The organism is Streptomyces sp. NBC_01171, assembly GCF_045039805.1.
GTDB lineage: Bacteria > Actinomycetota > Actinomycetes > Streptomycetales > Streptomycetaceae > Streptomyces.
The window spans coordinates 4,272,828-4,293,654 of the sequence record NZ_CP108609.1 but is presented as its reverse complement, the minus strand read 5'-3'; the positions used below and the strand labels follow the sequence as shown (position 1 = coordinate 4,293,654).

Genomic DNA, 20,827 nt, shown 5'->3' with positions numbered 1-20,827 from the left:
GGACGAGAACCGGCGCCCCCTCCCCCCCTGCCCTACGGGCGCAGCGCGGGCTCGCGCTCCACGTCCCGTACGTCCAGCCGGCCGTCGAACCGGGCCAGCGGCTTCGCCGCCGACGGGTCGGCCTGGACCGCCGGGGACGCCACGCCGGCCCACTTGAGGATGCGGGCGGTGGCGAAGGACCGCTCGTCGGCGACGAGCCCGGCGACGTTCGCGCCGTGGTTCATGCCGGGCGCGGTGAACACGTAGGCGTCACGGGCGCCCGCGCCGGGGCGGAACCGCTCCGAGCCCCACGGGTCGTTCTGCCCGTACACGAAGAGCATGTGCCGGGCGTCGTGCCGGACCCAGGAGTCCACGTCCCGCATGGCGCCCCGCTGGAAGCGCATCGGGATGGAGCGGGGCACGAAGTTGCGCGGCGGCTGGTAGCCGTAGCGGATCAGCTTCCGCTCGATGTGCGGGAAGTGGATGGTGGGCGCGCCGAGCTGGGTGCCCGCCTGGTAGTAGTACGGCGTGTACTGCTCCAGCCCCTGGTCGGTGTAGGCGGAGAAGCCGGAGATGGTGTCGACCGAGTCCCAGATCGCGTCGTCGGTCGCGGTGGCCGCACCGGACGGGATCGTGTCGCAGTCGGCGAGGCCGCTGTACTGCCAGAAGCCCCACACGTAGTCCAGGACGACGGCCTCGTACGCCTTGTCCAGCGAGCCGATGGTGGTGAAGGTGTAGCCGTTGTCGGCGGCGTACTGCGCGTACCGCCGCTCCAGCGGCTCGCGGCGGACCAGGGCCTCGCGCTGGACGGCGTTCAGCCTGTCGCGGCACTCCTTGGTGCCGACGTGCTCGAAGAAGCGGTCGTAGGCCGAGTCCTCGTCGTTGACCACGTCGTTGGGGGCGACGTAGGCGACGACGCCGTCCATGTCGCGGGGGTAGAAGCGCTCGTAGTAGGTGGCCGTCATGCCGCCCTTGGAGCCGCCGGTGGCCAGCCAGTTGGCGGAGTACAGCGGCTTCAGCGCCTCGTAGACGCGGTGCTGGTCGCTCGCGGCCTGCCAGATGTCCAGCTTGGGCCAGTCGGCCGGGGCGGGGCGGGACGGGGTGAAGAAGCGGTACTCCAGCGAGACCTGGTTGCCGTCCACGATCTGGGTGGGCTCTCGGCGCGACGGCGTGGTGGAGACGTTGTAGCCGCCGGTGTAGAAGACGGTCGGGCGGCTCACGTCCTTGTGCAGCACGGTGATGCGCTGCTGGAAGGTGCCCCGGTCCGGGTGCCGGTGGTCGACCGGCTGGGTGAAGTTCAGGACGAAGTAGCGGTAGCCGGTGTACGGCTTCTCCTCCACCAGGCTGATGCCGGGTATCGCCAGCAGCCGGTCCTTGATGTCCGTGGGTGCCGGCGGTGCGGTGGTGGCCGCCCCCGCTGTGCCCGCCGTGCCCAGTGTGCCGATGAGCACCGTGAGCGCCAGCAGCCATCTCAGCGCCTTGCGCATGCGCACTCTCCCCTGTGAGACAGATGTCCGCCGGAAGCTATCCGAGCAACTGTCTTCACACCAGAGGGGGTTGGTCGCGTGGCGCGATCAGCACAGAATCCAGCCGGAGCTGACGGAGCCCCGGCCGGCCGCCCCGTGCACCTTGACGCACCGGTGCCCGGCGTGGACGGTCACCGGTCCGGCGTGGTGCTTGTAGCGGCCCCGGTCGGTCACCGGCCGGTTGCCGCGCGCCTGCACGCTGACCAGGAGGACGCCGGAGCCGGGCTTCTTGGCGACGGTGGTGGCGCACACGTAGCCGTTGCTCCGGTAGAGGTGGACGGTGCCGGTCGGGAAGGGCAGGGCACGCACCTCGCGTCCCGCGCACCGCCCGCCGGTCGCCGCCTCGGCGGTGGCGGGGGCCGCGAGGGCGAACACCCCGGACAGGGACAGCGCGGTCGCGCCGAGTGCCGCCAACCGCCGTATCGCCCCACCGTTCACCGGTCGCCCCTCCCCGCCCCATGGGCACACTTTTGCGATCTACGTACTGGTGTACGGACGCGTCAGGTATGCCGGATGGTTGCGCGGCCGTCAGGGAAACGCGTCGCTCAGGAGATGACGCCGACCGGCTCCTCCGGCTCCGACTGGCCGATGAAGGTCCGCCACATGTCGGCGTACCGGCCGTCGCGGGCGAGGAGTTCGGTGTGGTGGCCGTCCTCCACGACCCGGCCGTGCTCCATCACCACGACCCGGTCGGCGCGGGCGGCCGTGGTCAGCCGGTGGGCCACCACCAGGGTGGTACGGCGGCCCGCGAGCCGGTCGGTGGCGTGGTTGACCTGCGCCTCGGTGGCCAGGTCCAGCGCGGCCGTCGCCTCGTCCAGCAGCAGCACGTCGGGGTCGACCAGCTCGGCGCGGGCGAGCGCGATGAGCTGGCGCTGGCCGGCCGAGAGGTTGCGGCCGCGCTCGGCGACCTCGTGCAGATAGCCGCCGTCGAGGGTGGCGATCATCTCGTGCGCGCCGACCGCCCGCGCGGCCGCCTCCACCTCGGCGTCGGTGGCGTCGGGCCGCCCGTAGGCGATGGCGTCGCGGACCGTGCCGGGGAACAGGTACGCCTCCTGCGGCACCACCCCGAGCCGGTGCCGGTACGAGGTGAGGTCGAGGGCGCGCAGATCGGTGCCGTCGGCGGTGACCCGGCCCGAGGTCGGGTCGTAGAACCGCGCCACCAGCTTGACCAGGGTCGACTTGCCCGCGCCGGTCTCGCCGACGAACGCCACGGTCTGTCCGGCCGGGATGGTCAGGTCGATGCCGGTGAGCGCCTCCTCCTCGTCGCCGTACGCGAAGGACACGTCCTCGAAGGCGATGTCGCCGCGCAGCGAGAGCACCTCCAGCGGGGCGTCGGCGGCCCCGGTGGAGGCGGGTTCGCGCAGCAGCTCCTGGATGCGGCCCAGCGACACCGTGGCCTGCTGGTAGCCGTCGAAGACCTGGGACAACTGCTGCACCGGGGCGAAGAACAGGTCGATGTAGAGCAGGTAGGCGACCAGCGCGCCCGTGGTCAGCGTGGCCGCCTCCACCCGCCCGGCGCCCGAGATCAGCACGGCGGCGGCCGCGACCGAGGACAGCAACTGCACGAACGGGAAGTAGATGGAAATCAGCCACTGGCCCCGGATACGGGCCTGCCGGTAGGAGTCGCTGCGCTCGGCGAACCGGCGCCCACCGTCCCGCTCGCGGCGGAACGCCTGCACGATCCGGAGGCCCGCCACCGACTCCTGGAGGTCGGCGTTGACCACCGACACCCGCTCCCGCGCCAGCTCGTACGCCTTCACGCTGGCCCGGCGGAAGAAGAAGGTGGCGAGGATCAGCGGGGGCAGCGTGGCGAACACGACGAGCGCCAACTGGATGTCGAGCACCAGCAGGGCGCCCATGATGCCGAAGAAGGTGACGACCGAGACGAACGCGGTGACCAGGCCGGTCTGGAGGAACGTGGACAGCGCGTCCACGTCCGTAGTCATCCGGGTCATGATCCGGCCGGTCAGCTCGCGCTCGTAGTAGTCCAGGCCGAGCCGCTGGAGCTGCGTGAAGATCTTCAGCCGCAGCGCGTACAGCACCCGCTCGCCGGTGCGGCCGGTCATCCGGGTCTCGCCGTACTGCGCGGTCCACTGCACCAGCACGGTGAGCAGGCCGAGCAGGGAGGCCGCCCAGACCGCGCCGAGGGCGGTACGGGTCACGCCCTCGTCGATGCCGTGCCGGATCAGCACCGGCAGCAGCAGGCCGGAGCCGGCGTCGACGGCGACCAGCAGCAGACTGACCAGCAGGGGGCGCCCGAAGCCGTGCAGCAGGCGGCGCAGCCCGTAGGAGTCCTCGGCACGGACCGCGCGGGCCTCGTCCACGTCCGGGGTGTCGGTGGCCGGGGGCAGCGCCTCGACCTGGGCGAGCAGCTCGGGGGTGGCCGGGGTGCTGGAGAGTGTCTGTTCCCTGGGGGTGCGGTCGCCGGTCCACAGCCGGGGGGTGACCCCGCGCTCGGCGTCGAACTCGGCGTCCAGCTCCTCGCGTACGGAGGTGTCCTCGGTCCGCTCGGCCGGGCGGGCGTGGCCCGGCGAGGGTGCGCCCAGCTCGTCGGGGTCGGTGAGCAGCCTGCGGTAGAGCGGACAGCGCTCCTGGAGTTCCTCGTCGGTGCCGAGGTCGACCAGGCGGCCGCCGTCCAGCACGGCGATGCGGTCGGCGAGGCTGAGGGTGGAGCGGCGGTGGGCGATCAGCAGGGTGGTGCGGCCCGCCATGACGTGAGCGAGCGCCTCGTGGATCTCGTGCTCGACCCGTACGTCCACGGCCGAGGTGGCGTCGTCCAGCACCAGCAGGCGGGGGTCGGTGAGCAGGGCGCGGGCGAGCGCGAGGCGCTGGCGCTGGCCGCCGGAGAGGGTCAGGCCGTGCTCGCCGACCTTGGTGTCGTACCCCTCGGGCAGCTCGCTGACGAACCGGTCGGCCTGGGCGGCGCGGGCGGCGGCCTCGATCTCGTCCTGGGTGGCGTCGGGGCGGCCGTAGGCGATGTTCTCGCGGACGGTGGCGGAGAACAGGAAGGAGTCCTCCGGGACCAGGCCGATCGCGGCGCGCAGCGAGTCGAGCGTCAGCTCGCGCACGTCGTGGCCGCCGACCAGGACGGCGCCGTGGGTGACGTCGTAGAAGCGCGGCAGCAGCAGGGAGAGGGTGGACTTGCCGGAGCCGGAGGAGCCGACGACGGCGAGGGTCTCGCCGGGGCGGATCTCCAGGCTGAGCCCGTCGAGCACCGGGCGCCCGGGGTCGTAGCCGAAGGAGACGTCGTCGAACTCGACGGAGGCGGGGGCGTCGGCGGGGAGGGTCTTGGTGCCGTCCTTCAGTACCGGCTCGGTGTCGATCAGCTCCAGGACGCGTTCGGTGCCCGCGCGGGCCTGCTGGCCGACGGTGAGGACCACGGCGAGCATCCGGACCGGGCCGACGAGCTGGGCGAGGTAGGTGGAGAAGGCGACGAAGGTGCCCAGCGTGATGTGCCCGCGCACCGCGAGCCAGCCGCCGAGGGCCAGCATCGCGACCTGGCCGAGCGCGGGGACGGCCTGGAGGGTGGGGGTGTACCTGCTGTTCAGCCGGATGGTGCGCAGCCGCCCCGCGAACAGCCTGCGGCCGACCTCGCGCAGCTTCCCGGTCTCCTGCTCCTCCTGCCCGAACCCCTTCACCACGCGTACGCCGCTCACCGCGCCGTCGACCACGCCCGCGACGGCGGCGGCCTGGGCCTGGGCGTACCAGGTGGCGGGGTGCAGCCGGGTCCGGCTGCGGCTGGCGATCCAGCCGAGGGCGGGGGCGACGGCCAGCGCGACCAGGGTCAGCGGGAGCGACAGCCAGGCCATGATGCCGAGCGAGATCAGGAAGAGCAGGACGTTCCCGATGGTCATCGGGAGCATGAACAGCAGGCCCTGGATGAGCTGGAGGTCGCTGGTGGCCCGGCCGACGACCTGCCCGGTGGACAGCTCGTCCTGGCGGCGGCCGTCGAGCCGGGTGATCGTGTCGTACATCCCGGTGCGCAGGTCGTACTGGACGTCCAGGGCGAGCCGGCCGCCGTAGTAGCGGCGGACGTAGGTGAGGACGTAGATCAGCACGGCGGCGCCGACCAGGGCGCCGGCCCAGGGGGCCATGTCCCGGGTGTGGTCGCCGATCACGTCGTCGATGATCACCTTGGTGATCAGCGGGACCACGGCCAGCACGGCCATCCCGCCCAGCGAGGCGCCCAGCGCCAGGACGACGTCCTTCGGATGGCGCCAGGCGTATCCCGCCAGCCGTCGCGCCCATCCTCGTTGCGGTCCCACGCGGGTGTCCTCCGTCGCTCTGCCTGATCTTCCGTGAGGCACAAACACGGGGGTGCGGGGGGGTATTCCGGGCGACGGTGTGTCGCCCGGCGGGCGGGGGGTCCGGGTTTGTGCTGGAATGCGTCGCGTCGTACGAAGTCTGTGCTGGAGGCGGGTATGAACGAAGGTGCCAAGGGCAACATCGACGTGCCGGACGCGGCCGACCTGGACGCGGCGGCCCGGCGGTACTGCGCGTCGGAGGGCTGGTCCCTGCCGGACGGCAGCTACCCGGTCCGGCCGGCGGACCTGCACGGCGCGGAGGATCTGCGCCGGGCGATCCACGCGGTGGGGCGCGGGCGGCGCGATCCGCACGACGCGATCCGGCGGCACGTCGAGGAGCGGGCGCGGGCGCTGGGTCTGACGGCGGAGATTCCGTCGGACTGGAACGCGGACGGGAGTCTCAGCCAGTCCTGACGCGGAGGCGGTACAAGCGGGTCGTCTGGGCCGGGTTCTGGTTGTCGTCGCTCACCAGGAGCACCTTGAGGGTGTGCGTGCCGCCCGTGACGGTCATCCCCTCGATGTTGTCGAGCAGCGGATTGGGCTGGGGCTGGCGGGCGGTCGCGCCGAGGGAGGGGCAGTCGGCGAGGTCCGCGAGCGGGGTCTTGCGGAGGGGGCGGACTCCGGGCTGCCCGGTGAGGTGCTCGACACGGGACGTGTCGGTGGCGTGACGGGGGTCCGCGAGGCCGAGCCGGACGGTGTTGCCGACGCCCGCCTCGAAGCCGCGCTCCAGCACGAGGAGACGACCGTCGGGGGTGGCCTGCACCTCGGGCACGCCCAGGCCGGCGTCGTCGGTGCGGTACGCGTACTGCGCGCCGAGGCGGAAGCGGCCGTGGTCCCGCGTCCAGGTCTGGAATCGGACGGTGCCGGGGTCGTCGCCGGCGAGGGCGTACTCCATGGAGGCGAGGAGGGTGCGGCCGCCGGGGAGGAGGGTGAGGCCCTCGAAGGTCTGGTTGGCGGTGGCCCGGCCGGCGGGGGTGACACGGAGGTCCGGCGGGACGGGGAGCTGCTCCAGGAGCTTTCCCTCGCGGGAGTACCGGCGTACGGAGGGCTCGGTCTCGGAGGTGACCAGTCTGCTGCCGTCCCGGTCGATGGCGAGCCCCTCGGAATCGAGGCCGCCGGGGAGCGTCACGGCTGCGGTCGGCCCCTTGGCGTCCAGCCGGAACAGGGTGGACCGGTCCGAGAGCGCGGCGAGCGAACCGTCGCGGTCGACGGCGAGGGCGGAGAGGTTGCCGACGTAGGTGCCGTCGTAGGTGGTCTTGTCGAGGGTGTCGGAGAAGCTGTCGATGGCGACGGACGCCGAACAGGCGTGATTGTGCTGGGCGTTGGCGTTCGCGGTGCCGGTGGCGGCGAGGGTGGTGGCGGCGAGGGCCGCGAGCACGGTTCGGGTGCGCATGCCGGTCACCGTAGGGCGTGCACGGTGACCGGCGGGAGAGCGCCCGGTGAAGGATCAGCCCTGCGGCGGGGTCGCGACGAACGCCTCGCGCGGGGTGCTGGTGGGGACGTACAGGGACGTCTTGGCGGTGGTGGGGACCAGGTCCTTGTGGATGACCTTGGCGACGTTCTGGATGGTGGTGACGCCGTAGTCCATCGTGCTGTTGTCCTGGGTCAGCACGGTGATCATGTAGTCGTGACCGCCGCCGTTGAAGGTGCCGAGGCTGTGGACGCGCCAGCCGTGGGTGGAGCGCTGGAGCCAGCCGTTCTTGACGTGCACGGCGACGGTGGAGGGGGCGCCGGCGGGGGTGCCCCAGCGCTGGGACGAGACGACCTTGCCCATCAACTTCAGGATGTACGCACGGGAGTTGTCGCTCAGCACCGAGTTCTTGGCGGTGACGAGCTTGAGCAGCTTCTGCTCGTCGGTGACGTTGATCTGGGTCAGGCCCCAGTAACCGTTCGCCCCCGGCGTCGTCTTCGTCATCCCGGCGGCCGCCAGGAAGCCCTTGACCTTCGTCGCGCCGAGCTGCTTCCACAGCTTGCTGGTCGCGGTGTTGTCCGACTTCGTGATCATCGCCGTGGCCAGCGAGGACTCGGTGCTGGTCAGGTACCGGTTGTGCTTCTTCGCGTCCCACAACAGGGTGGCCAGCACGGTCACCTTGACGGTACTGGCGGAGTCGTACGCGCTGGTCGCCCGCAGCGTGCAGGTGGTGTTGGTGGACCGCTCGTACACCCCGAGCGCGACACTGCCCTTGCGGTTGGCGAGCGCGGCGGTGATGTCCTTGCTCAGCTTGGCCGCGAGCCCGGCCTTGGCGGAGGTGCAGGTGACCGCGGTGGCGGCGGATGCGGGGGCGGCCCCGACAACGGGCACGAGCAGCGCTCCGCCGAGAACAGCGGCGAGCGCACCCTTACGGGCGCGGGGTGATATCCGATGCGTCATGCACGGATTGACTCTTGGGGAGGGGGGAGGGTTGCACTGGTGTTCGTGGAGGTGTGGGGGCGGCCGTTGTCAGCGCTCTGCGGATTGAGGGATGACCGGGTGTTCCGTCGGAGCGGGCTGCGTCAGCTCGCGGAGGGCTCGCTCTGAAGTCGAGCCCGGTTCCGCTGTGTAGGTGACCAGGCGGTGGCCCGAGGGAGTTGGGAGGGTCAGGGTTTCGAAGGTCAGGTCCATGGGGCCCGCCGTCGGGTGGTTGAGGTGTTTTTCGCCTGAGGTGCAGGTGCGGACCGGGTGGCGTTTCCAGAGGGTCGTGAATTCGTCCGAGTGGATTGCCAGTTGGCCCAGCAGGTCGGTCAGGCGCTGGTCTGGGGGTGGTGGGCGGTGACCTGGCGGAGGGAGGCCACCGGGCGTCCTCGCCGGCCGCAGGGCGCTTTGAAGCCGAGCCGGGTTGCCCCGGAGGCAAGGCCCAAGCGCCCGGGAACACCGCTACCGTGCCCCCATGGTCAACTTCGTACTCGTACCGGGCGCCCGCCTGGGCTCATGGGCCTGGGACGACGTCGTACCGCACCTGCGGGAAGCCGGTCACGGCGCCCATCCGCTGACGCTCTCCGGTCTCGCCGAGAAGCGGGGCGTCCCGGCCGGGCAGCAGACGCACGTGCAGGACATCGTCGACGAGGTCCTGCGGCTGGATCTGCGCGAGGTGGTCCTCGTGGGACACAGCTACGCCGGTGTCCCGGTCGGCCAGGCCGCGGAGCGGATCGGGGACCGCCTGGCGCACACCGTGTTCCTCGACTCCAGCGTCCCGGCCGACGGCGAGTCCTTCGCCGGGCCGTGGCCGGACATCGAGGCGTCCCTGACCCGGAACGACGGTTTCTGGCCGCCCGCCCCCGCATCCCACTTCGAGGGCCACGACCTCACCGAGCAGCAGATCGCCCGGATCGTGGCCCACTCCACGCCCCACCCGGGCCGCACCCTGACCGAGCCCGCCGCACTGTCCGGACCGCTCGGCGCCCTGAAGGCGACCTACGTCCTCTGCGCACCCGACGGGGAAGAACCCGACGACGACGTGGCCCAGTTGGTGGCCGGCGGCCACTGGCGGCTGGTCCGCATGGACACCGGCCACTGGCCGATGTTCTCCCGGCCGCGCGAGCTGGCACAGGTGCTGCTCGACACGGCGGCCGGGGAGTGACGGCGCGGGCGGCGGCCGGCTCGCCGAGGGGTCGCGCCAAACGACGCTCATGACAGGCAACTTGCCGGGTCTCGACACACAACGGTCACGTTCCCTTCACCGCCATTTATGCATGTCCATGTCACTCTCTGGTTGTCGACTCAATCAACCCGCGTAGATCGGCCCCCACATGACCGTGACGCACATGCACCGCTGGAAGGCTCCGGCACTGGCCGTTTCGGCCCTGCTCGTCGGCCTCACCCTGCCCACGGCGATCGCCTCCCCGGCGAGCGCGACGACGACCTCGTACGACACCACGTACTACAAGAACGCCGTCGGCAAGACGGGCGCGAGCCTCAAGTCCTCGCTGCACACCATCATCAGCAGCCAGAGCAAGATCTCGTACTCGGCGGTCTGGGACGCGCTGAAGGTCACCGACCAGGACCCGAACAACAGCAGCAACGTGATCCTGCTCTACAGCGGCGTCTCACGCGCCAAGGCCCTCAACGGCGGCAGCACCGGCGACTGGAACCGCGAGCACGTGTGGGCCAAGTCGCACGGCGACTTCGGCGAGGTGACCGGTCCCGGCACCGACCTGCACCACCTGCGTCCCGCGGACGTACAGGTCAACAGCATCCGTGGCAACAAGGACTTCGACGACGGCGGCAGCGCGGTCAGCGGCGGGGGCGGCAGCCTCACCGACTCGGACTCCTTCGAGCCGCGCGACGCGGACAAGGGCGACGTGGCCCGCATGATCCTCTACATGGCGGTCCGCTACGACGGGGGCGACGGCTTCGCCGACCTGGAGCCCAACGAGAAGGTCAGCAACGGCAGCAACCCGTACATCGGCAAACTGTCGGTCCTCAAGCAGTGGAACGACGAGGACCCGCCGAGCGCCTTCGAGGAGAAGCGCAACCAGGTCATCTACGACACCTACCAGCACAACCGCAACCCGTTCATCGACCACCCGGAGTGGGTCGACGCGATCTGGTAGACGCACGACAGCGGTGAACTTGCCCCGCGCGGGGGAAGTTCACCGCTGTCCGGCGTCCGGCGCGGCCGGTCAGCCCAGGTGGGTCGGCGCGAACATCCGCAGGACCGCGGGGAGCACGACCACCGAAGGGCCGGGCGTCGCCAGCGCCTTCGTCAGGTCCGCCTCCAGGGTCTCGGGGCTCGTGCGCACGCCCGGCACCCCGAAGGACTCGGCCAGCGCCACGTAGTCCGGGCGGGCCAGTTCCGTCGCCGTGGCCTGGCCGAAGGTGTCGGTCATGTACTCGCGCAGAATGCCGTAGCCGCCGTCGTCCACGATCAGCCAGGTGACGGGGAGGTCGTACTGGCGGGCCGTCGCCAGTTCCGCGATGGAGTACAGGGCGCCCCCGTCGCCGGAGACGGCGAGGACCGGGTGGGTGGGGTCGGCGGCGGCCGCGCCGAGGGCGGCGGGGAAGCCGTAGCCGAGGCCGCCCGCGCCCTGGGCGGAGTGCATGGTGTTGGCGCCGCGGGGGTCGAAGGCGGACCAGGCCCAGTAGGCGAGGATCGTCATGTCCCAGAAGGACGGCGAGCCGGCCGGGAGCGCCCGGCGGACGGACGCCAACACATCCTGTTCCAGGGTCAGTTCCTGCCCGGCGATACGGTCGGCGATACGGGCGAGCACGTCCCGGACCCGCTCCGGTGCCGTGGCGTCGGTCCGCTCGGTCACCGTCTCCAGCAGGGCCTGCACGGCGAGGCGGGCGTCCGCGTGGATGCCCAGCGCCGGGTGGTTGGACTCCAGCTTGCCGAGGTCGGCCTCGATCTGGATCACCCGGCCGCGCGGCTTGAACGTGTGGTAGTTCGAGGAGAGTTCACCGAGCCCTGACCCGACCACCAGCAGGACGTCCGCGTCCTCCAGCAGGTCGGTCATGTGCCGGTCCTCCAGCCATGACTGGAGGGACAGCGGGTGCTCCCAGGGGAAGGCGCCCTTGCCGCCGAAGGTGGTCACCACGGGGGCGTCCAGCTTCTCCGCCAGTTGCCGCAGCTTCTTCGAGGCGTCCGACCGTACGACTCCCCCGCCCGCGATGATCGCCGGGCGCTCGGCGCGGGACAGCAAGTCGGCTGCCACCGCCGTGAGTTCGACGCGCGGGGCGAGTTCCTCCGGGGTCGAGTCCGGTGCCGTCACCACCGGGAGCGAGGTTTCCGCGAGGAGCACGTCCTGCGGGATCTCCACCCACACCGGCCCGTGCGGAGCGGTGAGCGCCGACCGCCACGCCTCCGCGATGGCCGACGGGATCTGCGACTGCGAGCGGACCGTGTGAACCGACTTCACCACGCCCCGGAACGAGGCCGACTGGTCCGGGAGTTCGTGCAGATACCCGTGTCGTCCGCCGCCGAGCCCGGCCGTCGGGATCTGGCTGCTGATCGCCAGGACGGGCGCCGACGCCGAAGCCGCCTCCTGGAGGGCGGCCAGCGAGGTCAGCGCGCCCGGCCCGGTGGAGAGCAGCAGCGGCGCCGCCTCCCCGGTGATCCGGCCGTACGCGTCCGCCGCGAAGCCCGCGTTGTTCTCCACCCGCAGGCCGATGTAGCGCAGCGAGGAACGGCGCAGCGCGTCGAACATGCCGAGCGCGTGCTGGCCGGGCAGGCCGAAGACGGTCGTCGCGCCCAGCCCGGCCAGGGTCTCCACGACCAGGTCGCCGCCGTTGCGCCCCGGCGGGGGATTCAGGGCCGCCTCCGTCTGCGCCTCGGTCGGGCGGAGTTCCAGGTCGTGGTCGTGCGTCACGTCGCTTACGCGTCCTTCCGGGCCGCCGCGATCTGACGGCTCATGATGGTGGTGAGTTCGTACGCCGTGTGCGAGGCCGCGACCGACGTGATCTCGGCGTGGTCGTAGGCCGGGGCGACCTCGACCACGTCGGCCGAGACCAGGTTGCACGAGGCGAGGCCGCGCAGGATCTCCAGCAGCTCGCGGGAGGTCATGCCGCCCGCCTCGGGAGTGCCGGTGCCGGGGGCGTGCGCCGGGTCGAGGCAGTCGATGTCGATGGAGATGTACAGCGGGCGGTCCCCGATCCGCTGGCGGAGCTGGTCGGCGACCTCGTCCGCGCCCCGGCGGTAGACGTCGGCCGAGGTGACGATGCCGAAGCCCATCTTCTCGTCGTCGGTGAGGTCCTGCTTGCCGTACAGCGGGCCGCGGGTGCCGACGTGGGAGAGCGCCTCGGTGTCGAGGATGCCCTCCTCCACCGCGCGGCGGAACGGCGTGCCGTGGGTGTACTCGGCGCCGAAGTAGGTGTCCCAGGTGTCGAGGTGCGCGTCGAAGTGCAGCAGCGCGACCGGGCCGTGCTTCTTGGCGACCGAGCGCAGCAGCGGCAGCGCGATGGTGTGGTCGCCGCCCAGCGTCATCAGGCGCGCGCCGGTGCCGAGCAGGTCGTCGGCGGCGGCCTCGATGGTGTCGACGGCCTCGTTGATGTTGAACGGGTTCACCGCAATGTCGCCGCCGTCCGCGACCTGCGCGAGGGCGAACGGGGAGGCGTCCTGCGCGGGGTTGTACGGGCGCAGCAGCCGGGACGCCTCGCGGATGGCGTTGCCGCCGAAGCGGGCGCCCGGCCGGTACGAGACGCCGGAGTCGAACGGCACGCCGACCACGGCGACGTCCGCGCGGCCGACCTCGTCCAGGCGGGGCAGCCGGGCGAAGGTCGCGGGGCCCGCGTAGCGCGGGACGCGGGAGGAGTCGACGGGCCCGCGGGGCGTCTCGGAGCTGCTCATCGTGAAATGCCTTCTTCCTTGCGCTTCGTCGCGCATGTACTGCTTTCCGTACGACTCTACTGGTGAGCCGGGACCGGTTCGGACGGGAGTTCGGGGGACTTGCCGGCGAGGCGGTCGCGCCAGACGGCGAGGACGCGTTCGTCGGTGGGCTTGGTGGCCAGGGAGACCACCAGGTAGGCGGCGAGGGAGGCGAGCAGGCCGTAGTAGACGGGCTCGTTGGCGAGGATGCCGTAGCCCGCCATCAGGCCGATCACCGCGAGACCGCCGACGATCACGGAGGCCAGCGCCCCCTGCACGGTGCCGCGCTTCCACAGCAGCCCGCCGAGGATCGGCACCAGCAGGCCGCCGACGAGCAGGTTGTACGCGACGGTCAGCGCCTCGACCACGTTGTTCAGCGCGATGGCGGTGCCGATCACGCCGAGGCCCATGATCAGGATGAAGACGCGGTTGCCCTTCACCTCGTCGTGCTCCTCGCCGCCCTGCCGCACCATCCCGCGCAGCCGGGACCAGATGTCGTTGTTGGCGACGGTCGCGCAAGCGATCAGGGCGCCGGAGGAGGTGGACATCACGGCGGCGAGCGCGGCGGCCAGCACCAGGCCCCGGACGCCGATGGGGAGTTCGTCCTTGACGATGGTGGCGAAGGCGTCGTCCGGGCTGGCGAGCTTGGGGTAGAGCACCTTGGCGGCGGTGCCGATCACCGAGCCGGCCACCGCGTAGACCAGGCAGTACGTGCCCGACGCGGTGCCGCCCCACTTGGCGGTGCGGTCGTCGCGGGCGGTGAACACGCGCTGCCAGATGTCCTGGCCGATCAGCATGCCGAAGGTGTAGATCAGCACATAGGTGAAGATCGTCTCGCCGCCGATGCCCAGCGGGTCGAAGTACGAGGTGGGCAGCTTGGCCCGCATCCCCGAGAAGCCGCCCGCCTTGACCACGGCGATGGGCAGCAGCAGGAGCAGCACACCGATCGTCTTCACCACGAACTGCACCATGTCGGTGAGCGTGATCGACCACATGCCGCCGAGGGTGGAGTACGCGACGACGATCGAGCCGCCGAGGACGATCGCCAGGGTGCGGTTCATGTCGAACAGCACGTCGAAGATCGTGGCGTAGGCGATGGTCGAGGTGACCGCCAGCATCAGGGTGTACGCCCACATGACCACGCCGGAGATGACCCCGGCCCGGCCGCCGTAGCGCAGGTCCAGCATCTCGGAGACGGTGTAGACCTTCAGCCGGGCGATGCGGGCCGAGAAGAACACCGACAGGGCGAGCAGGCCGAGGCCGATGGTGAAGACCATCCAGGCGCCGGAGAGGCCGTACTTGTAGCCGAGGCCGACCCCGCCGATGGTGGACGCGCCACCGAGCACGATGGCGGCCATGGTGCCGGAGTACATGGCCGGGCCCAGTCTGCGGCCGGCCACCAGGAACTCGCTCTTCGACTTGGCGCGGCGCATGCCCCACCAGCCCATGGCCAGCATTCCGGCGAGATAGACGACGATCACTGTGTAGTCGACGGCCATGGGTTGGGGCCCTCCTTCGCGCGCTTGTCCGGTGGCGTGTCGTGCGGTGGCGTGGGGGTGTCGACGGCAGCGGTTCGCGGGGACATCCGCCCGTACCCGCGGCTGCCGTTCCGCCTAGACGATAGGTGGCCGGAAAGCGACTGCGAAGTGTACGTTTCATCCATATGAACGGGGTGGACAGGAGGATGTGCACACCATGTCGGAGCCGACCACCCTTGCCGTCCCGCCGACCCCGCCCGTGCCGCTGTCCGCGCTGCTGGCCCGCGAGGACCTGGGCCTGCGCCAGATCGCCGGTCCCCCGGCCCCGGACACCGTGATCCACTGGGCGCACACCTCTGAGATGGCCGACCCGTACCCGTATCTGCTGGGCGGCGAGCTGCTGCTGACGGCGGGGGTGCATGTGCCCGAGGCGGCGGGGGCGGGCGCCTACTTCGAGGACTACGTGTCCCGGATCGTCGCGGCGGGCGGGGCCGCCCTCGGCTTCGGGCTGGCCCCGGTGCACGACGCGGTGCCGCGCGCGCTGGTCGCCGCCTGCGAGGCGTACGGGCTCCCGCTGCTGGAAGTACCGCCCCGGACCACGTTCTCCGGGGTGGCCCGGGCGGTGTGGCAGCTCATGGCGCAGGCCCGCCTCGCCGAGCTGCGCCGGGTCACGGAGGCCCAGCAGAGCCTGGCGGCCGCCGCCTCCCGCCCCGACCCGGTCCCCTCGGTCCTGCGCCAACTGGCCCAGCGCCTCTCCGCCCACGCCCTCCTCCACGGCCCCGACGGCACGGTGATCGCGAGCGCGGGCCGCGCCCCGGTACCGGGCACTCAGGAGGCACTGCGGAAGCTGACGGCGGTGGTGCGGCCGTACACCGGCCCCGCGGACACCCCCCGGGAGGCCCCCACCTCCGCCACCGACGCCCTCGGTGACACCCAGCTCGCCGCCTACGCCCTCGGCGGGAGCAGCGGATTCGTGCTCGGCGTGGCCACCCGGCGGCGCGAACCGGCGGACCACACCATCGCCTCCGTCGCCGCCGTACTGCTCTCCCTGCTGACCGGCGAGCATCAGAGCGGGGCGGGCGCGGCCCGCTCCTCGGCGCTGGTGCGGCTGCTGCTGGGCGCGGCACCGGCGGAGGTGGCCGGGCTGCTGGGGAACGGCGGGCGGTGGCTCGTCGTGCACGCCCGGCCGGAGAACGGCACCCCCGACCCCGTGGGCGCGGCCGCCCTCGGGGCGGGGCTTGGCTCGCCCCTGATCGACCTGGGCCGTGACGTCGTACGCGTCCTCGTGCCCGCCGGGCGGGAGCCGGCCGCGCAGCCCGGCTGGACGCTGGGCGTCGGCGCGCCCGCCGAGCCCGCCGACTGGCCGTCCGCCGACGCGCAGGCCGCCCGCGCGCTGGCCCGCGCTCGCGCCACCCGCGCCCCGCTGGTCCGGCACGACGCCCGGCCGGGGCTGACGGAGCTGGTGCCGCGCGCGGACGCGGAGGAGCACGCGCGGGCCCTCCTCGCCCCGCTCGCGGCGGGTCCGGCGCTCACCGAGACCCTGCGTACCTGGCTCTCCCTGCACGGGAGTTGGGACCGTACGGCGGTCGCGCTGGACGTGCACCGCAACACCGTCCGCCAGCGCATCACCCGCTGCGCGGCCCTGCTGGACACGGACCTGGACGATCCGGACGTCCGCATGGAGCTGTGGTTCGCCCTGCGCCACCACTAGATCGTCCGGAGTCCCCCGGAAGAGGGGCGTCCCGGAGACGACGGATCGTTCGCTGCCCCACAATGGGGGGCATGCCGATATCCGGGACGCCCAGCCGTGCTCAGCTCGTCGACCATCTGGTGAGAACGCGGATCGCGGGGGACGTGGCCACGCCCCGCGAGAACAACCTCTCCCACTACCGCAGGCTGGCCAACGGCGACCGGCATTTCTGGCTCGGTCTGGAGCTGGGCGACCGCTGGACCGACGAGCAGGACGTGCTCGCGGTGATGGCCGAGCGGGTCGGCGTGAACGACGACGCCGAGCACCGGTACGGGCAGGACACCATCGACCCGGAGCTGACCGTCGCCGCGCTGGAGCGGCTCGCGCTGAGGTTGCGCAAGGCGGCCGAGGACAGCCAGCGGGTGCTGTTCGCCACCGGGCATCCGGGCGGCCTGCTGGACGTGCACCGGGCCACCGCCGCCGCGCTGCGCGCCGCCGGCTGCGAGATCGTCGTCATCCCGGAGCGGCTGCAGACCGACGAGGGGTACGTCATGCAGTTCGCGGACGTGGCCGTGCTGGAGCACGGCGCGACCCTCTGGCACACCCACTCCGGGGAGCCGATGCGCGCCATTCTCACCGGACTCGAGCGCGAGGGCCGCGAGTTGCCGGACCTCGTCGTGGCCGATCACGGCTGGGCCGGATACGCGGCGCAGCACGGCGTCGACGCTGCCGGGTACGCCGACTGCAACGACCCGGCGCTGTTCCTCGCCGAGGCCGAGGGCACCCTCCAGGTGGCGATCCCGCTGGACGACCACGTGGTCAGCCCCCGCTACTACGACCCGATGACGGCGTACCTGCTCGACCAGGCCGGCCTCGCCTGATCCCGCCCCCTGACGCGGGAGTGCGACCCCGCTCGGGGGCCGCACGTCTCGCTCAGGTTGCGGTGTTGTTGTCAGTGACCGCCGCCACCGTGACCGCCGCCGCCGTGACCGCCGCCACCGTGACCGCCGCCACCGTGACCGCCGCCACCGTGGCCGCCGCCGCCATGACCGCCGCCGTAGCCGCCGCCGTGGCCGTTGCCGTAGCCGCCGCCGTGGCCGTTGCCGTAGCCGCCGTCATGGCCGTTGCCGTAGCCGCCGTGGCCGTAACCGTTGTGGCCGTGGCCGCCCCAGTCGTTGTTGTTCCAGTTGTTGTGGCCCCAGCCCCAGTCGTCGTCGTCGTTGTCCCACCAGCTGTTGTTCCAGTTGTTGTGGTGACCCCGGTAGTCGTCGCTGTAGGAGCCGTGGTGGCCGTTCTGGGTCGCCGAAGCGGTGCCCGCCGTACCGATCGCTGCTCCGCCTGCCAGAAGAAGGCCGGAAGCGGAGAGAGCGACGAGTCGCTTCACGCGCTGTGATCGCATGGGAAATAACCTTCCATCGTCTCTCGCGGTCCCGATCTGGGCGCGAGGTGGATGGCCGTCACCGCGAAAAGGAAGATGCGGCACGGTCTTCAGGTGTCCGCAGTCTGCTGAGCGGTACGGTCCGGTGACCGCCGACGCCTGCGGGACACCCTGGGACGCATGACCGTCCCGGGCGCCGCGGCTGAGGTCCGGTACACCGAAATCCTCGTCGGCCGGGCAAACCGTTGCTGCGGCTTTCACTCATAGAGCCTAGTCCCCGATGCGTCGCGCGTCCTGTTGAGCGGTCTACTGAGTGACGGGTTGTCCCGGATGCCACCCGCACTGCGCGGACACCCTCGCAACCGAGGGCGCCGGGGTGGGTCAACCCCGGCGCCGGACAACGGATTTGACGCCTCAGTGCGGTACGCGGACCACGCCCTCCTGGACGACGGAGATGGCGAGACGGCCGTCCCGCGTGTAGATCCGGGCCTGGCCCAGACCCCGGCCGCCGTGCGCCGACGGCGACTCCTGGTCGTACAGCAGCCACTCGTCGGCGCGGAAGGGGCGGTGGAACCACATCGCGTGGTCCAGGGAGGCCCCGACCACGTCCCCGACGGCCCAGCCGCCGCGCCCGTGGGCGAGCAGCACCGAGTCGAGCAAGGTCATGTCGGACACGTAGGTGGCGAGGACGACGTGCAGCAGGGGGTCGTCGTCCAGCTTGCCGTTTGCGCGGAACCAGACCTGGCTGTGCGGCTCGCGCGGGGCGCCGAACTCCCCGTACGGCGGCTCGTCCACGTACCGCAGGTCGATCGCCTCGCGGGCCTCCAGGAAGCGCTCCACGACCTCGGGGTCGAGGTGGGCGTAGCCGCGAAGGCGCTCCTGGGACGTCGGCAGGGTGGCCGGGTCGGGCGCTTCGGGCATGGGGGCCTGGTGGTCGAGGCCGTCCTCGTACGCCTGGAAGGAGGCGGAGAGGTGGAAGATCGGCTTGCCGTGCTGGACGGCGACCACGCGGCGGGTGGTGAAGGAGCGGCCGTCGCGGATGCGGTCGACGCTGTAGACGATCGGCGCGCCGGGGTCGCCGGTGCGCAGGAAGTACGCGTGCAGCGAGTGGGCGGCGCGGTCGGCGGGGACCGTGCGCCCCGCCGCGACCAGCGCCTGCGCGGCGACCTGGCCGCCGAAGACGCGGGGGACGACGGCGGAGCGGGACTGGCCGCGGTAGATGTCCTCCTCGATCCGCTCGAGGTCGAGCAGATCGAGGAGGTCCTGAAGTGCCTGGCTCATGTCGTGTAGTTGTACCGGCCAGTCATTGCGGGGGCCTTACAGGCCCATGTCCTTGGCGATGATCGACTTCATGATCTCGCTGGTGCCGCCGTAGATGCGGTTGACGCGGTTGTCCGCGTACAGGCGGGCGATCGGGTACTCGTTCATGTACCCGTAGCCGCCGTGGAGCTGGAGGCAGCGGTCGATCACGCGGTGGGCGACCTCGGTGCAGAACAGCTTGGCCGAGGCGGCCTCGGCGGGGGTCAGCTCGCCGGCGTCCAGCGCCTCGGTGGCGCGGTCGGCGACGGCTTCGGCGGCGTCCACCTCGGCCTGGCAGGCGGCCAGCTCGAACTTGGTGTTCTGGAAGTGGGAGACCGGCTTGCCGAAGACCGTGCGGTCCTGGACGTACTGCTTGGCGAAGCGGACGGCGGCCTTGGCCTGGGCGTAGGCGCCGAAGGCGATGCCCCAGCGCTCGGAGGCCAGGTTGTGGCCGAGGTAGTAGAAGCCCTTGTTCTCCTCGCCGAGCAGGTCCTCGACGGGGACCTTGACGTCCACGAAGGCGAGTTCGGCGGTGTCGGAGGTCTTCAGGCCGAGCTTGTCCAGCTTGCGGCCGACGGAGTAGCCCTCGGACTTGGTGTCCACGGCGAAGAGGGAGATGCCGAACCGGCGGTCGTCCTCCTTCGGGGCGGAGGTGCGGGCGCAGACGATGACCTTGTCGGCGTGCACACCGCCGGTGATGAAGGTCTTGGCGCCGTTGAGGACGTAGTGCGTGCCGTCCTCGGAGAGCTTGGCGGTGGTCTTCATGCCCGCGAGGTCCGAGCCGGTGCCGGGCTCGGTCATCGCGATGGCCCACATCTCCTCGCCGGTGACGAACTTCGGCAGGAAACGCTTCTTCTGCTCGTCCGTGGCCAGCATCTTGATGTACGGGAGGGCGAGCAGCACGTGCACGCCGGAGCCGCCGAACTGGACGCCCGCGCGGGCGGTCTCCTCGTAGAGCACCGCCTCGAACTTGTGGCTGTCCATGCCGGCGCCGCCGAACTCCTCGGGCACGTTGATCCCGAAGATGCCCAGCTCGCCGAGCTTGTAGTAGAAGTCGCGCGGAGCCTGACCGGCGGCGAACCACTCGTCGTAGACCGGCACGACCTCGGACTCGATGAAGTCCCGGAGAGTCTCCCGGAACGCCTCGTGATCCTCGTTGAACACCGTACGGCGCACGCCGCCACCTCCACGTACCTCGGCATGACACAGGGCATGTCTAAGCGCTTGCTCAGGCAAGCCTACCGGCGGGTACGGAAGGGCGTCCAGGGGGTGGCGACCGTAACGCTCGTCACGCCTGTGCGGCGGCCGCCGCGAACGCCCCCCGTGCCATCCGGTGCAGCAGGGTCGCGGTCACCGCTCGGCCCGGGAGGGTGCCGGCCCGGCCGAGGTGGGGGGTGGAGTTGAGGAGGCCGAAGACGGAGTGGACGGCCGAGCGGGCGGCGGGTTCGGTGAGGGCGGGGTGGGCCTCGCGGACGACGCCGACCCAGAGTTCGACGTACTGGCGCTGGAGCTGGCGGACGAGCTTGCGGTCGCTGTCGCGCAGCCGGTCCAGCTCGCGGTCGTGGAGGGTGATCAGGGGGCGGTCGTCCAGGGCGAAGTCGATGTGGCCCTCGATGAGGGAGTCCAGCACCTCGGAGGCGCCCGCGTGGCCGTCCGTCTCCGCCAGGCGGCGGCGCGCGCCGGTGAGGAGCTGGCCGCTGATGCCCACCAGCAGCTCCGCCAGCATCGCGTCCTTGCCGGGGAAGTGCCGGTAGAGGCCGGGGCCGCTGATGCCGACCGCCGCCCCTATCTCGTCCACGCCCACGCCGTGGAACCCACGCTCGGCGAAGAGGCGGGCGGCCTCCTTGAGGATCTGCTGGCGCCGGGTCGGGGCGTCGGTTCTGCTGGCCATGC

The 20,827-nt window shown here is 71.7% G+C and carries 18 protein-coding genes; 5 read left to right on the top strand and 13 right to left on the bottom strand.

Translation table 11 applies throughout. From position 1 onward, the window contains the following. Window positions 1–32 precede the first annotated feature (32 nt). The 3 genes from OG448_RS19815 to OG448_RS19805 form a co-directional block, all read right to left on the bottom strand. On the bottom strand, window positions 33–1,466 hold the full coding sequence (locus tag OG448_RS19815) for a S28 family serine protease (protein WP_405555594.1): 1,434 nt from the start codon (window positions 1,464–1,466) through the stop codon (window positions 33–35). An 87-nt stretch (window positions 1,467–1,553) separates the two neighbouring features. After that, entirely contained in the window at window positions 1,554–1,943 is a 390-nt protein-coding gene (locus OG448_RS19810) for a hypothetical protein (protein WP_405555592.1), read from the bottom strand. A gap of 107 nt (window positions 1,944–2,050) precedes the next feature. Continuing rightward, window positions 2,051–5,770, bottom strand: coding sequence for an ABC transporter ATP-binding protein (locus OG448_RS19805; RefSeq protein WP_405555590.1), 3,720 nt, complete (start codon window positions 5,768–5,770; stop codon window positions 2,051–2,053). A gap of 156 nt (window positions 5,771–5,926) precedes the next feature. Here OG448_RS19805 and OG448_RS19800 point away from each other — a divergent pair, with 156 nt between their 5' ends. Beyond that, the gene (locus OG448_RS19800) at window positions 5,927–6,223 is read left to right on the top strand and encodes a hypothetical protein (protein ID WP_405555588.1); all 297 of its coding nucleotides are present in this window, start codon (window positions 5,927–5,929) and stop codon (window positions 6,221–6,223) included. On the opposite strand, the gene OG448_RS19795 is transcribed toward OG448_RS19800, so the two are convergent. From OG448_RS19795 to OG448_RS19785, 3 genes are all read right to left on the bottom strand, one after another. Next, window positions 6,210–7,202, bottom strand: a complete 993-nt coding sequence (locus OG448_RS19795; RefSeq protein ID WP_405555586.1) for an esterase-like activity of phytase family protein — start codon at window positions 7,200–7,202, stop codon at window positions 6,210–6,212. The two genes, OG448_RS19800 and OG448_RS19795, sit on opposite strands and share 14 nt — an antisense overlap. Before the next feature lie 54 nt (window positions 7,203–7,256). Beyond that, entirely contained in the window at window positions 7,257–8,180 is a 924-nt protein-coding gene (locus OG448_RS19790; protein ID WP_405555584.1) for a serine hydrolase, read from the bottom strand. Window positions 8,181–8,249: 69 nt separating this feature from the next. Continuing rightward, a complete protein-coding gene (locus OG448_RS19785) occupies window positions 8,250–8,603 on the bottom strand; it encodes a hypothetical protein (RefSeq protein ID WP_405558860.1) in 354 nt (117 codons plus the stop codon). Window positions 8,604–8,676: 73 nt separating this feature from the next. Between OG448_RS19785 and OG448_RS19780 the strand changes: the two genes are divergently transcribed. Next, a complete protein-coding gene (locus tag OG448_RS19780; protein ID WP_405555582.1) occupies window positions 8,677–9,366 on the top strand; it encodes an alpha/beta fold hydrolase in 690 nt (229 codons plus the stop codon). Window positions 9,367–9,535: 169 nt separating this feature from the next. After that, window positions 9,536–10,339, top strand: a complete 804-nt coding sequence (locus tag OG448_RS19775) for an endonuclease I family protein (RefSeq protein ID WP_405555580.1) — start codon at window positions 9,536–9,538, stop codon at window positions 10,337–10,339. Between the two features lie 69 nt (window positions 10,340–10,408). On the opposite strand, the gene OG448_RS19770 is transcribed toward OG448_RS19775, so the two are convergent. From OG448_RS19770 to OG448_RS19760, 3 genes are read right to left on the bottom strand one after another with little or no spacing between them, the layout of a single operon-like run. Continuing rightward, window positions 10,409–12,094, bottom strand: coding sequence for a thiamine pyrophosphate-binding protein (locus tag OG448_RS19770; RefSeq protein ID WP_405555579.1), 1,686 nt, complete (start codon window positions 12,092–12,094; stop codon window positions 10,409–10,411). Between the two features lie 5 nt (window positions 12,095–12,099). After that, the gene (gene speB / locus OG448_RS19765; RefSeq protein WP_086691293.1) at window positions 12,100–13,071 is read right to left on the bottom strand and encodes an agmatinase; all 972 of its coding nucleotides are present in this window, start codon (window positions 13,069–13,071) and stop codon (window positions 12,100–12,102) included. A 56-nt stretch (window positions 13,072–13,127) separates the two neighbouring features. Then, on the bottom strand, window positions 13,128–14,588 hold the full coding sequence (locus OG448_RS19760; protein ID WP_405555577.1) for a sodium:solute symporter: 1,461 nt from the start codon (window positions 14,586–14,588) through the stop codon (window positions 13,128–13,130). Between the two features lie 196 nt (window positions 14,589–14,784). Between OG448_RS19760 and OG448_RS19755 the strand changes: the two genes are divergently transcribed. Beyond that, window positions 14,785–16,278, top strand: a complete 1,494-nt coding sequence (locus tag OG448_RS19755) for a PucR family transcriptional regulator ligand-binding domain-containing protein (RefSeq protein WP_405555575.1) — start codon at window positions 14,785–14,787, stop codon at window positions 16,276–16,278. A 71-nt stretch (window positions 16,279–16,349) separates the two neighbouring features. After that, entirely contained in the window at window positions 16,350–17,138 is a 789-nt protein-coding gene (locus OG448_RS19750; protein ID WP_399572906.1) for a phosphatase, read from the top strand. Window positions 17,139–17,209: 71 nt separating this feature from the next. On the opposite strand, the gene OG448_RS19745 is transcribed toward OG448_RS19750, so the two are convergent. The 4 genes from OG448_RS19745 to OG448_RS19730 all read right to left on the bottom strand — a co-directional run bounded on the left by OG448_RS19745 (window position 17,210) and on the right by OG448_RS19730 (window position 20,825). Then, window positions 17,210–17,656, bottom strand: coding sequence for a hypothetical protein (locus OG448_RS19745; protein WP_405555573.1), 447 nt, complete (start codon window positions 17,654–17,656; stop codon window positions 17,210–17,212). A gap of 393 nt (window positions 17,657–18,049) precedes the next feature. Beyond that, a complete protein-coding gene (tesB, locus tag OG448_RS19740) occupies window positions 18,050–18,916 on the bottom strand; it encodes an acyl-CoA thioesterase II (protein WP_405555572.1) in 867 nt (288 codons plus the stop codon). 36 nt (window positions 18,917–18,952) lie between these two features. Then, entirely contained in the window at window positions 18,953–20,110 is a 1,158-nt protein-coding gene (locus OG448_RS19735; protein ID WP_350900368.1) for an acyl-CoA dehydrogenase family protein, read from the bottom strand. Between the two features lie 112 nt (window positions 20,111–20,222). Next, the gene (locus OG448_RS19730; RefSeq protein WP_405555569.1) at window positions 20,223–20,825 is read right to left on the bottom strand and encodes a TetR/AcrR family transcriptional regulator; all 603 of its coding nucleotides are present in this window, start codon (window positions 20,823–20,825) and stop codon (window positions 20,223–20,225) included. Window positions 20,826–20,827 lie beyond the last annotated feature (2 nt).